Source organism: Saccharomonospora iraqiensis subsp. iraqiensis (assembly GCF_000430445.1).
GTDB classification, from domain to species: Bacteria; Actinomycetota; Actinomycetes; order Mycobacteriales; family Pseudonocardiaceae; genus Saccharomonospora; species Saccharomonospora iraqiensis.
This window is the reverse complement of the sequence record NZ_KE387062.1, coordinates 23,917-37,478: the sequence shown is the minus strand read 5'-3', so window position 1 is coordinate 37,478 and position 13,562 is coordinate 23,917. Positions and strand designations below refer to the sequence as shown.

The window sequence follows — 13,562 nt, the reverse complement described above, 5'->3', positions numbered from 1 at the left end:
CCGGTTTCCGCCCGCCGTCGGCCTCCCGCGCGGGTTCCTCCGCGGGCTCGCCGCCGCGCCTGCGCCCCTCGACGCTGCGGGACAGGGCGTCGAACAGGTCGACGACCTTGGTGGCCTCGGGCGGCGACTCGGCCGGGGTGATGGTGCGGCCCGCGCGTTTGTCCTCGATGAGCTGCATGACCCGTTGGGTGTAGGTGTCGTGGTACTCCTCCGGACGCCACTCGTCGGCCATCGACTCGATCAGACTCACCGCCATGTCGACCTCCTTGCCGCGGGCCTGACCGGCCTGGGGCAGCTTGGTGATCTCCTTGGCCGGGTCCCGGATGTCCTCCGGGAACAGCAGGGTGTTCAGCACCAGGACACCGTCGCCGGAGCGGACCGCGGCGATGTGTTCCTTGCCGCGCATCACGAACCGGGCCAGGCCTGCCCGGTTGGTCCGCCCCATCGCGTCGATCAGCAGGCTGTAGGCGCGGCCGAACTCCTCCCGGGCCGGGGCGAGCCAGTAGGTCTTGCTGAAGTACACCGGATCGATCTCGTCGAGGTCCACGAAGGCGTCGATGTCGATCGTGCGGGAGCGTCCGGGGGCGACCTCGTCCAGCTCCTCCGGCTCGACGATCACGTACTCGTCCCCGCCGAGGTCGTAGCCCTTGACGATCTCGTCGTAGGGCACCTCCTCGCCGGTGCGCTCGTTCACCCGCTTGTAGCGGATCCGGTCGGCGGTGCCGCGCTGGAACTGCCGGAAGTGCACCGTGTGGTCCTGGGTGGCGCTGTAGAGCTCGACCGGCACGGTCACCAGACCGAAGTTGAGGGCCCCGCTCCAGATGGCTCGTGCCACGACTCCTCCGGCTCACTCCGTGTCGTCGGGTGCCCGGGCGCCGACCACCGGCCCGGCGGCGGCCCGGTCGCCCGGGGCGGCGTCCCGGTCGTCCCGCTTGATCAGCAGCCACTGCTCCTGGACGGGGCTCTCCCTGGTGCGGATCATGTCGAACGCGCCGCGCAGCCTGCGGCCCTCGAGCCACAGGTTCAGCCTGCCCGCCGTGAGGCCGCGCTCCACCGGTTCGTCGGTGACGTTGTCGAACGTGCCGGAGTCCCACACCAACGCCGCCGTCGTCGGTGCCCCGCGCTCGGCCGGGAGGTCGCCGGTCCGGATGGCGAGCCGCTTGTCGCCCGGATCCAGGGACGGTTCGCTGGGGATCGCCCAGGACACGAGCGCACCACCGATCTCGAGCCGGAACTCGTAGTGCAGGCTCGACGCATCGTCACGTTCTATTACGTAGAGTGACTGACGTTGCTGTGCCGTCGCGCCCGCCCGATCATCCGCAGAGTGTCGAGGGCGCGGTGTCGCAGACGTTGCGTCCAGCGCGTCCTGATCCGCCATGCGAGCGGTATACCCGCAGGTGAGCTGGGGAAACGCCACGACGGTGGGGTGTGCTCGCCGGTGGGTCCCCCGTTGGGCCCTACGGGGGACCCACCGACCGCCCATCGAGGGACACCGTCCTGTGGGCGAAACGCGCCCTTCCGTGCACGGATCCGGACCGGGATGACAGTGTGTGACCACCCACCCGGGTGGTCAGAGCTGGTCCTCGTCGACGAGTCCGCTGCGCAACTTCTTCAGGGTCCGCGCGAGCAGCCGGGAGACGTGCATCTGCGAGATCCCGATGCGTTCGGCGATCTGGGTCTGCGTCATGTTGTGCACGAACCGCAGCGCCAGGATCGTGCGTTCCCGCTCCGGCAACTGCTTGACCAGCGGCTGCAGCGTCTCGTGGTTCTCCACCCCCGCCAGCGCCGCGTCCTCCTCGCCGAGCGTGTCCCCGAGCGCGAGGTTCTCGGTGTCGGCGGAGAGCACCTCGTCCAGTGACATCGAGTGGTAGGCGTTGCCCGCCTCCAGGCCCTCGAAGACCTCCTCGGCGCTCAGGCCGAGGTGCTGGGCGATCTCGCTCGGTGTCGGTGCCCGGCCGAGACGCTGCGAGAGCTGGGTGCTCGCGTTGTTGATCGACAGGTGCAGTTCCTTGAGCCTGCGCGGCACACGGATCACCCAGCCGGTGTCCCGGAAGTGCCTGCGGACCTCGCCCATCACGGTGGGGACGGCGAAGGACAGGAAGTCCGAACCGCGCCGGGGATCGAACCGGTCGACAGCGTTGATCAACCCGACCCGGGCCACCTGGACCAGGTCCTCCTTGGCCACGCCACGACCCGAGAACCGCTGGGCGATGTGCTCGGCGAGTGGCAGGAACCCGGTGACCAGCTCCTGCCGGAGCTCGGCGCGCCGCGGGTTCTCCTCGTCGAGGTCGACGAACTCCTCGAACAGCGGGTTGAGGTGTTCGTAGTCGTCCGACGGGGTGCGCGGTCCCTGAGTGGTCGATTCGGTCACGTAAGAGTCGGCTTCCGTTTCGCGAGCTCGATGTGGATCCAGTTCCGTTGTCCGTTCTGCGTCCCCGGTTCCGCCCAGGCGTCGGCCGAGTCGGCGAGCGTGGTCAGCACCCGCCACCCGAAGGACGCCGTGCTCGGGGCGTCGGACTCGCCGGAGGTGACCGCACCCCGGAAACGCAGCTGGTCGTCGCTGATCGTGAACCGGCACACCATCGTGCTGCCCTCGACGGCACGGGTGATCAACGTCGAACAGGCCTCGTCGACGGCGAGCCGCAGATCCGAGATCGCGTCGAGGTCGAAGTCCGCGCGCATGGCGATACTCGCCGCGACCGACCGGATGATGGGCAGGTGCACCAGGCTCGCCCCGAGCCGGAGTTCGATGTCGTCCTGTGCCCCGACGTCGTTGTGCGCCCCGACGTCACTGGACGGCGGCTTGGTCTCGGTCACTGTCACCTCGGTGTCTTGCCGACCGTTCAACGTTGTCCGCCTACGGTAGTCCTCATCACGCTTGCCCTCCCTCAGTCGTGCCGCAGAATCGCGCCGAATCCCTCGGTGAGGTCGACTCGATCGCCCACATGGATGACATCGGCGTCGGTCATCGCCGCGGCGACCGGCAGCGCCTCGTCGGCACGGGCGCGGCGGACGTTCTCGTCGCCGAGGGTCCGCAACGCCTCCTCCTGGGCGGCCAGCAGGTACGGCTCGGACCCCACGGAGACCTCCGCGTCACCCGGGTCACCCACGAGCAGCGTCTCGACGTTGGCCTCGCGCAGCGCCGTCGTGACCGCCTCGATCCCCTGCACCGCGAGCCCGGTCGGCTTGGCCAGCGCGGCGGTGAACCGGTCGACGCCGTTCTCCCGACGCTGCCGGGTCGCCTCCGTGAGCAGCTCGTTCACCTGGTGGTCCAGCTCCTGCCCGCTCGACCCCGGATGTCTGCCGCCTGCGCCGACCTCGGTGGCGTGCTCCCGGACCGTCTCCGGCAGAGCCTCGATCAGCGCCTTGCGTGGTTCCGGAGCACCCGCCGAGACCACGAGACTCGCACCGATCCGCCGGGCGACGGACCCGACATGGTCGGCGGCGAGCTCGATGTTCTGCTTCACCAGCTCCTCGGCGTGTTGCTGGATGTTGCGGTGCGCCCACGCACCACCCCGTGGCTTGTGGATGTGGTGCTCATTACCTTCAACGGTCCGCGCGTCCACGATGTTCCCCCGCTCGTCGACGGCGGTGATGTCGGCGCCGACGCTGTCCACGACGGCGACCACGTGCGGCGGGGGCAGTTCGCCGTGTTCGGCCAGCGGCACGAGGTACGGCCGCTCGGACAGGCGCGCGACACTGGCGGCGGGCGGTTCGCTGAGGTGCTGGTCGAGCAGCACCGCATCACCGGCCGCGATCAGGGCGCGGCCGCTGACCCCGACAGGGGCCTCGCCTTCGAGCACCGACGCCTCCAGCGCGTCCAGCATCGAGGTGTCCGCCCCCTGCCCGGACAGCTGTTCGCGCAGGTCACGCCACTTCAGTTCGAGTTGCTTGGACGCGTCCTCGGTGTCGTGCGTGTCCTCGAAGTAGACCGAGGCGAACGGGCCGTCGGCCGTGACCAGCTCGCGCAACCTCGCAGTGTCCACTCGTACCTCCCTCGTGCGACGACTCGTCGCGGAACGACTACCCGGTAGGGGGGAGGTGAAACGTGGACGAAGATCGGGAAAGGGGTCCCCGCCGGTGACACCGGCCACCCTTTCGGGTGCTGCTGCGGGTGTTCCCCGTCGTGCGTCCTAGGGTCGGCCGACGTGAGTGCGCGATGATCTGGTGGCATGCGGTCCTGATCGCCGTCGCCGGCGTCTGGGCGGGAATGATCAACACGGTCGTGGGGTCCGGCACGCTCGTGACGTTCCCCGTGCTCGTCGCGCTCGGCTACCCCCCGGTCACCGCGACGACGTCGAACGCGATCGGGTTGGCCCCCGGCAGCATCAGCGGCGCGATCGGCTACCGCCACGAACTCGGCGGCCAGTGGCGCAACCTCCTGGTGTTCACCCCCGCGTCGCTCGTCGGTGCGATCGGCGGCACGATCCTGCTGCTGTCGCTGCCGCCGGACGCCTTCGAGACGGTGGTGCCGTTCCTCATCGGCCTCGCCGTCGTGCTCGTGCTCGTCCAGCCGCGGGTGTCGACGTGGGTGCTCGCCCGCCGGGAGAAGCGGGCCGCGGACCGCGGGGAGCCCGAGGGACGCGGGGCGGGCGGCACCGTCCTGCTGGTCGCGCTGATCCTCCTCATCGGCGTCTACGGCGGCTACTTCACGGCCGCTCAGGGCGTGATGCTCATGGCGGTCATGGGGATGTTGATGACCGAGTCGCTGCAGCAGCTCAACGGCATCAAGAACGTGCTCGCCGCCGTGGTCAACGTCGTCGCCGGAGCCGTCTACGCCTTCGTGGCCCCGATCAGCTGGGCCGCCGTGGCCCTGCTCGCGGTCGGCTCCGTCGTCGGCGGCCTGCTCGGCGCCCGCATCGGCCGCAAGCTGTCCCCGAAGGCCCTGCGCGCCGTCATCGTCACCATCGGCGTCGCCGCCATGATCCAACTCCTCCTCCGCTGACCCACCCACCGCGAGTCGCCACTCCATGCCCGCGAGTCGCCGCTCTGTGCCTGCGAGTCGACACTCCATACCCGCGAGTCCGCACGTGCACCGTCGTGCGGCCGTCCCTGCCGACCGGACCCCCGCGTCGCACGGTCCGGGAGACCGTCGCCGCGGGTGGCCCGGCCGCGCCGGTCAGCCCGGGAACGTGCGGGCCGCCTCCAACAGGACGTCGTTCTCCTCCGGGGTGCCCACGGTGATCCGCACACCCTCCCCGGTGAACGGGCGCACGACCACCTTGTGCTCCAGCGCGTGCTCCGCGAAGGCGTCCGTGCGCCCGCCCAGCGGCAGCCACACGAAGTTCGCCTGGGTCTCCGGCACGGCGTAGCCGGCGGCGGTGAGCGCGTCGTACACCCGGGTGCGCTCCCGCACGATGTCGGCGCAGCGGGCGAGCAGCTCCTCCCGGGCGTCCAGGGAGGCCAGCGCCGCCGTCTGCGCGAGCGCGTTGACGCTGAACGCCACGTACACCTTGCGCACCGCCTCGATCACCGGCGCGGCGGCCACGGCGTAGCCGACGCGCAGCCCCGCCAGGCCGTACGCCTTGGAGAACGTGCGCAGCACCGCGACGTTCGGCCGGTCGGTGAACTCCAGCCCGTCGGGGACCTCCGGGTCGGTCACGAACTCGCGGTAGGCCTCGTCGAGCACCACGAGGACGTTCCGGGGCACGGCGTCGAGGAACCGGACCAGCTCCGCGCGGCGCACCGCGGTACCGGTCGGGTTGTTCGGGTTGCACACGAACACCACGCGGGTCCGGTCGGTGATCGCGTCCAGCATCGCCGTCAGGTCGTGGTGGTGCGAGTCGGTCAGCGGGACGCGCACGGGTGTGGCGTTGCCCACCTGCGTCACGATCGGATACGCCTCGAACGAGCGCCAGGCGAACAGCACCTCGTCGCCCGGTTCGCACAGCGCCTGGACGAACTGCTGGCACAACGACACCGAGCCGCAGCCCACGGCGACCCGTTCCCCGGGCACGTCGAGCTCCCGCGCGAGGCGGTCCACCAGTGCCCACGCGCCCATGTCCGGATAGCGGTTGACCTCCGCCGTCGCCCGCGCGATCGCGTCCGAGACGCTCGGTAACGGGCCGCCCGGGACCTCGTTGCTGGCCAGCTTGATCGCCCCCGGGACGGTGCGGCCGGGGACGTAGGGCGGCAGCGCCGCGAGGTCGGCGCGGGTCGGGACGGTGGGGGACATGGCGGCTCCTCGGCGTCGAGAAAACATTCCGGGACCAACCTATATCCCGTCCGATATCTTCCGGTCGACGTTGACCTCGGGTGCAGTAACAGTGGTTGAGTGGACCCATGACGCAGACGCACACGCACGACTACGAGCGCGCCGACGGGCGGGGGATCACCATGACCCACGCCGAACCCGACGGCGCGGTGCGCGGCGGGCTGGTGGTGCTGCACGAGGTGGGCGGGGTGACCGAGGCGGCGCGGTTCCTGGTCGCCTCCCTGGCCGGTGAGGGATGGCTCGCGGTGACGCCGCACCTGCAGGACCTCGACGGCAGGCACAGCGGACAGGACCTGCTGTCGGCCACCGACACGACGTTGGCGTGGCTGGTGGACGACCGGGGCATCCGGGGCGACCTGCTCGGCGTCGTCGGTTTCGACCTGGGGGGAACGGCGTCACTGGTGGTGGCGGCCAACCGCGAGCTCGGCGCGGCGGTGAGTGTCGGCGGCCGGGGCCTGACCACCCCCGCCTCGCCCGAACTCCCGGCACTGACCGACATCGCCGGTGGGCTACGGAGCCCCTGGCTGGGACTGTACGGCGACGACGGGGACCAGACCGGCGAGGCGGAGGTGGAACGTCTCCGCGAGGCCGCGTCCGCGGCGAAGGTCGCGACGAACGTCGTCCGCTACGCGGGCGCCAGCCACCGCTTCGACACCGCCCCGGACGCCGCCGCCGAAGCCTGGGAACGCACCCTGGCCTGGTTCGACGCCCACCTCCGCTGACCACCCCCGCACCCGTCGTTTCCCGTGAGGGGCACTTTCCCTGCATGTGACGCAGTGAATGTGCCCCTCACGGCGTGTGACGCGGGGAAAGTGCCCTTCACGGCAACACCCGCGGCGTGGGAATCGTGTGGTTTCCGGACGGGGTGGGCGGCCCCTGGCGTGGCCTAAGCTGCGGCCATGAGTGCTGACGCTGACGAACCCGAAGTCCTGTGGCGGCCGAGCGAGCAGCAGGTGGAGCGCACCCGGATCGCGGATTTCCGGCGCTGGTTGCATCGGCAGCGTGGCGTGCGGGTGGACGACTACGACCAGCTGTGGCGGTTCTCCACCGGATCGGTGCCCGAGTTCTGGTCCGCGCTGGCCGAGTACCTCGGTCTGCGCTGGCACGACGAGCCGGGTGAGGTGCTGTCCGGGGACACGATGCCGGGCGTGCGGTGGTTCTCCGGCGGCACGCTGAACTACGCCGAGCACGCGCTCGGCCGGGACGTCGCCGGCGCGGCCAAGTCGGACGACGACGTCGCGATCCTCTTCGAGCGCGAGGACGGGGCCTCGGAGCAGGTCACCTTCGGGGTGCTCCGGGCGCAGGTCGCCGCGATGCGCTCGGCGCTGTCCGACCTGGGGGTCACGAAGGGCGACCGGGTGGTCGCCCTCGCGCCGAACTGCCCGCAGACCCTGGTGGCCTTCCTCGCCACCGCCAGCCTCGGCGCGGTCTGGTCGTCGTGCTCGCCCGACTTCGGGGTGCGCGCCGTCGCCGACCGGTTCACCCAGATCGAGCCGAAGGTCCTCGTCGCCGTGAACGGCTACGTCTACAACGGCCGCTCGTTCGACGTCCGGCCGACGGTCGAGCAGCTGCGCGCCGACCTCCCCGGCCTGGCCGCCACGGTGCTGGTGGACTACGAGGGCGACGGCAAGATGCAGGGCGCGCTCGACTGGGACGCGCTGCTCGACGAGCACGCCGGTGCGGACCTGGAGTTCGAGCCGGTCGAGTTCGACCACCCGCTGTGGGTGCTGTACTCGTCCGGAACCACCGGCCTGCCGAAGGGCATCGTGCAGGGGCACGGGGGCATCACCCTCGAACACCTCAAGATGCTGGCCCTGCACAGCGACCTCGGGCCGGGCGACCGGTTCCTCTGGTTCACCACCACCGGCTGGATGATGTGGAACTTCCTGATCTCCGGCCTGCTGGTGGGCACGACCGTGGTCCTCTACGACGGCAGCCCCGGCCACCCGGACCTGCGGACCCTGTGGCGGCTGGCCGAGCGGCACGAGGTGACCTACTTCGGCACGTCCGCGCCGTTCGTGCAGAGCTGCCTGAAGGAAGGGTTGCGTCCCGCGGCCGAGTTCGACCTCTCCGCACTCCGCACGCTCGGTTCCACCGGCGCCCCGCTGACGACCGACGGCTTCCGCTGGATCGCCGACGAGGTGGGCGAACACGTGCAGATCGCGTCCGTGTCCGGCGGCACCGACCTGTGCACGGCGTTCGTCGGCGCGTCCCCGGACGTGCCGGTGTGGCTGGGTGAGCTGTCCTGCCGCTGCCTCGGCGCGGCCGTGGCGGCCTACGACGACGCCGGCAACGAGCTCGTCGACCGGGTCGGCGAGCTGGTGATCACCGAGCCGATGCCGTCGATGCCGGTGTCCTTCTGGAACGACCCGGACGGCACCCGCCTGCGCGAGTCGTACTTCGAGGACTTCCCGGGCGTGTGGCGGCACGGCGACTGGATCAAGATCACCGACCGCGGCTCGGCGATCATCTACGGCCGCAGCGACTCGACCCTGAACCGCGGCGGGGTGCGCATGGGCACCGCCGAGTTCTACCGGGTCGTGGAAGGCTTCGACGACGTCCGCGACTCGCTCGTCATCGACACCTCGGCGAACGAGGAGGGGGAGCTGCTGTGCTTTCTCGTGCTGTCCGAGGGCGCGTCGCTGGAGGATCTCGAGCCGGGACTGCGCCGCGAGCTGCGCAAGGCGCTCTCCCCCCGGCACGTGCCCGACCGGTTCGTCGTGGTCGACGCCGTGCCACGCACGCTGAACGGCAAGAAGTGCGAGGTCCCGGTGAAGAAGATCCTCCGTGGCGTCGACCCGGACACCGCCGTCAGCCGCGACGCGCTGGCGAACCCGGACTCCCTGGGCCCGTTCGTGGCCTACGCGAGCGGCGAATGAGCCGGTCACGCGCCTGACGGGGCCGCCGACCCACCCGGGGGAGGGGGTGGGTCGGAAAGCCCTGGCGGAGGCGTGTACGCTATGGTCAGTGCTCACGAGCTGGGAGGCTTCGCCTAGTCTGGTCTATGGCGCCGCACTGCTAATGCGGTTGGGGGTCTCCCCCTCCCGGGTTCAAATCCCGGAGCCTCCGCCGGGGTTCGGCCCAGCCGAGCGCCAGCCCGACCCGGTCGGGTAAAAACTGAAGACGATGCGCCCGTAGCTCAACGGATAGAGCATCTGACTACGGATCAGAAGGTTTGGGGTTCGAATCCCTACGGGCGCGCTTTCAAGAGACCCCGCGGTGAGCCGCGGGGTCTCTTTTGTGGCTTGGTTCTGCCAGACGCCCGAAGCTGTGTCCGCTCTGTTACTGACTGATCGTCAACTAGTGGCTTAAAGTCAGTGCCGTGGCGCAACGCGAGTACGGCGAAATTCCGGGCTATCCGGAAGGCACCCTGTTCGCCAACCGTCAGGAGTTGCGACTGGCAGGGCTGCACAGCCCGAACCAAGGGGGCATCTCCGGCGGTAAGGATGGGGCAGATTCGATCGTCGTGTCCGGCGGCTACCCCGATGATGAAGACCATGGTGACGTCATCATCTACACCGGCCAGGGCGGGCGTGACCCGAGCACGGGCCGGCAGATCAACGATCAGAAGCTCGTCCAAGGCAATATCGGCCTGGTACGGAGTCAGCTTGATCAACGACCAGTGCGGGTGATTCGCGGGGCAGGGGGGAATCCGGATTACTCGCCCGAGCGCGGCTACCGATACGACGGTCTGTTCCGTGTCGTCAACTATTGGCACGCGGTTGGTCTGGACGGGTACCGCATCTGGCGGTTCAGGCTGGAAAAGCTGAACAAGACGGTTGAGCAGGCGCTCAAGAAGGCGGTCCCGGCGCATACTCGACGGGTGGACTACATCAGCAGCCGGATCGTCCGTGACCGGTCCGCGGTGGACCGGGTGAAGGAACTGCACGATTTCACGTGTCAGGTTTGCGGTCTCCGTTTGACAACGGCGGGCGGGCCCTACGCGGAGGCTGCCCACATCCGGGCGCTTGGTCGGCCGCACGAGGGCCCCGATCATGAGACCAACATGCTGTGCCTGTGTCCCAACCATCACGTGTTGTTCGATAACGGGGCCATCTTCGTGGACGAAGAGGGCGACGTCTGGGATGCACTGAGCGGTACCCGTATGAATCCGTTACGTACCGTTCGAGAGCATCACATCGATCCCGAGTACCTGCGTTACCACCGAGAACACACGGCGACCCCATGAACGCAGCGTCAACGCACACCCCACACCACTCGTCCCTCGCGTTCCCGCGCTGAGCGCTTCAAACTCCACGCCTGACGAGACCACCTGCCCGTGTGTCGCCTGAAGCGGCGACTTCGACGGGCGCCCGCCCTGCGGTCGCAATAACGTCCTCCAGCGGCGGCGCTGGTGCGCCGCCTACGAACGACAAGGAGGACCCATGATTCGTACTCGGCGCGTGCTGGCGAGCGGATTCCTCGCCGCCGCGACGTTGTCGGTGGGCGCGGGCATGGCCCAGGCCGCCCCGGCCGAGGACCCGAAGGCCAACCCCGAAGCGGACGTCACCATCCAGACGAGTCAGCTGCCCGAGTGGATGGACGTGCAGGCGGCGATGAACGGCTCGCTCGACTTCGTCGGTGAGACGTTGAGTGCCGGGCTGAACGGTGACTTCGCCAGGGGGATGGGCACCGACTAGCCCGCAGCCGTCTGACGATCGATTCACACACTACGGGCGTCGGCGGACAGGAAGCCGGCGTCATCCGTGCCTGCTCAATCGCGCGCACGCCTGCTTGCGCGTGAGCGGACGCCCCGCCCGATCCGGGCGGGGCGTTTCTGCTGCGGAGGGGGACAAGGCGAGGCCGTGCCCGTTTGCGTACCACCCGTTAGGGGTAGCACCGGGTCAGGAGGTGATCGGAGATGACGGACGACAACCCGGCTCGCCGGGACGAAGAAGCCTCGGAGGCGGACGAGGGCCCGCTGGACCGTGCGCAGAGCACGATCGACGAGGCCAAGGAGGTCGCCGAGGAGGACCGTCGTCTCAAGGACGCGCAGGCCGGATTCGAGAACCTCCCGCTCGAGGACCCGCCGCAACACACCACGGGGCACACTCCGCCCTGACACAAGCGCACAGCGTCGTCACACGCAGTACGTCCCCCAGAACCGCGTTGGTCGAATCGCATTGCGGATCGATAACCGACCGTGACACCGCGGGTGGTCGGAACGACGTCCGACGGGGCCAGCATGGACCCCGTCAGGGTGAGATCCGAGCGGTTATGGAGGGACGCGGGAGTGCGAGTGCACCGCGGCGACGTGGCAGTGAACGGCGTGACCCGGGGTGATGTCCGGTGACGGACACGGACGGGACCGCCACCGAGATCACCGAACGGACTCGCCACCTCTTCGAGTTCCTCCAGCGGGCACAGTCGCTGAAGACGACCGCACCCCGCACCCTCGACGCCTACCGGCGTGAGGGCGCGGTGCTGTGGTTGAACGACTGTGCGGCCGACCATCCCGCGGTCACCCGCACGCACCACGATGGCGACCAACCGGACCCGGACGACCCGATCCTGGTCATCGACCGGGTGCCCCGTGTCGACCCGCCGGAACCCGGGGGCGAGCTCCGGCGCTGGGTCGAGGAACCGTTCGATCAGCCGGACACCGAGCCGAGGCTGCGCCAGACGATCCGGGTCCCCGCCGCTGAAGCCGTCGCCAGGGCCGACGACACCGTGGACGACGACGCCGAGGACAGCGGAACCGACGCCCATGGCCCGGAAACCGCCGGTCACCGCACGATCCGCCTCGCCGACTCCCCGGAGATCGAGGCCGCCTTCGACAGTTGGCTCGACGATTGGCGTGCCTGGGCGGAACAGGAGTCCCACGATCGGGTCGTGCGGGAGCAGTACAACGAACTGTTCTCCCTCTACGTCAGGTCCACCAACAGCCCGGAGGAGCTGGAGCTGGTGCTGGGCACCGGTCTGCTCGCCTGGCGCCCTGACCGGCACGATCCCGTCCGGCGGCACATGCTGACCTGCCCGGTGTCCCTCCACTTCGACGAGGAGACCGCGCGGTTGTCCGTGCGCCGGAGTGACAGTCCGGACGTGCTCAAGGTGGAGCTGGACATGCTCGACCCCGGGGTGATCCGCACCCCGGACAAGGTGAACGAGACGCGCGAGCTGGCCCGCGAGTTCGAGGCGCACCCGCTGCACCGGGAGGAGGCCGGCGCCCTCGCGCGCAGGCTGGTGCACACCCTCGACTCCGACGGCGAATACCTCGACCAGGACACCGAACCCGCCGTCACCGAGCACGCGAGCGCCGCGTTCGCTCCCGCGCTCATCCTGCGCAGGCGTTCCCAGCGCGGCATGGTGGAGATCTTCGACTCGATCGTCTCCCAGCTCACCGACACCGGCGAGGTGCCGGAGGGTGTGGTGCCGCTGGTCGACCCGGATCACCGGCCGCGCAGCGCCACCTACACCGGCGACGGCGCCCGGGTGGCCGTCGACGACGAGATGTTCCTGCCGATGCCGGTGAACGACCGGCAGCGCGAGATCATCCAGCGGGTCGACAGGTCGGCGCAGGTGCTGGTGCAGGGGCCGCCCGGGACCGGCAAGACCTACACCGCCGCCGCGTTGCTCGCGCACCTGCTCGCCCAGGGCAAACGGGTCCTGGTCACCGCACACACCGACCGCGCGCTGCGGGAGGTGCGCGAGAAGCTCCCGGACACCATCAAGCCGTTGGCCGTGAGCGTGGTGGGCAGCTCACGGGAGGACATGGCCGACCTCAAGGTCGCCGTCGAACAGCTGGCCCAGGCCGCGCACGACTACAACCACCGGGAGAACGCCGGCGCCATCCAGCAGTGTCTGGACCAGATCGACCGGCTGCGCCGCGAACGGTCGTCGCTGCACAGCAAGTTGGTGAGCCGGCGCGAGCGGGAGGTCACCGAGTACGAGCACGGCGGCTACACCGGCTCGCTCGCCCGGATCGCCCGGGACCATCAGGCCGACGCCGACCGGTACGGATGGCTGGCGGAGCACGTGCCGGTCGGTGCCGACGACCCGCCGCCGCTGACCGACGACGAGATCGGGCGGTGGCACGGACACCTGCGCGACGACGCCCTGTCCGCCGACGAGTCGGAGTCGGCGCAGCGGCTGATCGCCACCGACCGCCTGTCCGAGCCGACCGCGTTCCTGCACGCGGTCACCACCGAGGACCGCGCCGCCGCCGAACGCAGGCCGCACGAGGAACTGACCTCGCACCCGGTGTTCGAAGCGGTGTCCCGGCTGGACACCGACGAGCGCGACGCACTCCAGCAGCGGCTGCGCGAGCTCGCCGACGAGGCCGACGTGCTCGCCGCGCGCCGGGAGGCCTGGATCGGCGACGCGCTCACCGACGTGCTCGCCGGCCGCG

13 protein-coding genes and 2 tRNA genes are annotated in these 13,562 nt (G+C 70.0%); 9 read left to right on the top strand and 6 right to left on the bottom strand.

Annotated elements, in window-relative coordinates; genetic code table 11:
• The 5 genes from ku to ACTIR_RS0105270 form a co-directional block, all read right to left on the bottom strand.
• The coding region (ku, locus tag ACTIR_RS21875; protein ID WP_065388546.1) for a non-homologous end joining protein Ku at window positions 1-835 on the bottom strand (835 nt) is incomplete at its 3' end.
• A gap of 12 nt (window positions 836-847) precedes the next feature.
• Entirely contained in the window at window positions 848-1,246 is a 399-nt protein-coding gene (locus ACTIR_RS0105285) for a DNA polymerase ligase N-terminal domain-containing protein (RefSeq protein WP_267879481.1), read from the bottom strand.
• Between the two features lie 324 nt (window positions 1,247-1,570).
• The gene (locus tag ACTIR_RS0105280; protein WP_007023640.1) at window positions 1,571-2,371 is read right to left on the bottom strand and encodes a SigB/SigF/SigG family RNA polymerase sigma factor; all 801 of its coding nucleotides are present in this window, start codon (window positions 2,369-2,371) and stop codon (window positions 1,571-1,573) included.
• Window positions 2,368-2,817, bottom strand: coding sequence for an ATP-binding protein (locus ACTIR_RS0105275; RefSeq protein ID WP_007023641.1), 450 nt, complete (start codon window positions 2,815-2,817; stop codon window positions 2,368-2,370). The genes ACTIR_RS0105280 and ACTIR_RS0105275 overlap by 4 nt, the downstream gene beginning before the upstream one ends.
• Window positions 2,818-2,888: 71 nt before the next feature.
• On the bottom strand, window positions 2,889-3,986 hold the full coding sequence (locus tag ACTIR_RS0105270; RefSeq protein WP_026453488.1) for an Rv2629 family ribosome hibernation factor: 1,098 nt from the start codon (window positions 3,984-3,986) through the stop codon (window positions 2,889-2,891).
• A gap of 173 nt (window positions 3,987-4,159) precedes the next feature.
• Between ACTIR_RS0105270 and ACTIR_RS0105265 the strand changes: the two genes are divergently transcribed.
• On the top strand, window positions 4,160-4,945 hold the full coding sequence (locus tag ACTIR_RS0105265) for a sulfite exporter TauE/SafE family protein (RefSeq protein WP_026453487.1): 786 nt from the start codon (window positions 4,160-4,162) through the stop codon (window positions 4,943-4,945).
• A 174-nt stretch (window positions 4,946-5,119) separates the two neighbouring features.
• On the opposite strand, the gene hisC is transcribed toward ACTIR_RS0105265, so the two are convergent.
• Window positions 5,120-6,175, bottom strand: coding sequence for a histidinol-phosphate transaminase (gene hisC, locus ACTIR_RS0105260; RefSeq protein WP_026453486.1), 1,056 nt, complete (start codon window positions 6,173-6,175; stop codon window positions 5,120-5,122).
• A gap of 107 nt (window positions 6,176-6,282) precedes the next feature.
• Here hisC and ACTIR_RS0105255 point away from each other — a divergent pair, with 107 nt between their 5' ends.
• The 8 genes from ACTIR_RS0105255 to ACTIR_RS21870 form a co-directional block, all read left to right on the top strand.
• Complete coding sequence (locus tag ACTIR_RS0105255) at window positions 6,283-6,936, top strand: dienelactone hydrolase family protein (protein ID WP_026453485.1); 654 nt, start codon at window positions 6,283-6,285, stop codon at window positions 6,934-6,936.
• Between the two features lie 177 nt (window positions 6,937-7,113).
• Window positions 7,114-9,093, top strand: coding sequence for an acetoacetate--CoA ligase (locus ACTIR_RS0105250; protein ID WP_026453484.1), 1,980 nt, complete (start codon window positions 7,114-7,116; stop codon window positions 9,091-9,093).
• A gap of 102 nt (window positions 9,094-9,195) precedes the next feature.
• Window positions 9,196-9,283, top strand: a tRNA-Ser gene (locus tag ACTIR_RS0105245).
• A gap of 59 nt (window positions 9,284-9,342) precedes the next feature.
• Window positions 9,343-9,415 (top strand) — tRNA-Arg (locus ACTIR_RS0105240).
• Between the two features lie 121 nt (window positions 9,416-9,536).
• Entirely contained in the window at window positions 9,537-10,403 is an 867-nt protein-coding gene (locus tag ACTIR_RS0105235; RefSeq protein WP_034238508.1) for a YDG/SRA domain-containing protein, read from the top strand.
• 196 nt (window positions 10,404-10,599) lie between these two features.
• A complete protein-coding gene (locus tag ACTIR_RS0105230) occupies window positions 10,600-10,854 on the top strand; it encodes a hypothetical protein (RefSeq protein ID WP_026453482.1) in 255 nt (84 codons plus the stop codon).
• A 221-nt stretch (window positions 10,855-11,075) separates the two neighbouring features.
• Entirely contained in the window at window positions 11,076-11,276 is a 201-nt protein-coding gene (locus ACTIR_RS0105225) for a hypothetical protein (RefSeq protein WP_026453481.1), read from the top strand.
• A 227-nt stretch (window positions 11,277-11,503) separates the two neighbouring features.
• Window positions 11,504-13,562 (top strand): AAA domain-containing protein (locus ACTIR_RS21870; protein WP_154663669.1); only part of this gene is annotated, 2,059 nt, incomplete at its 3' end.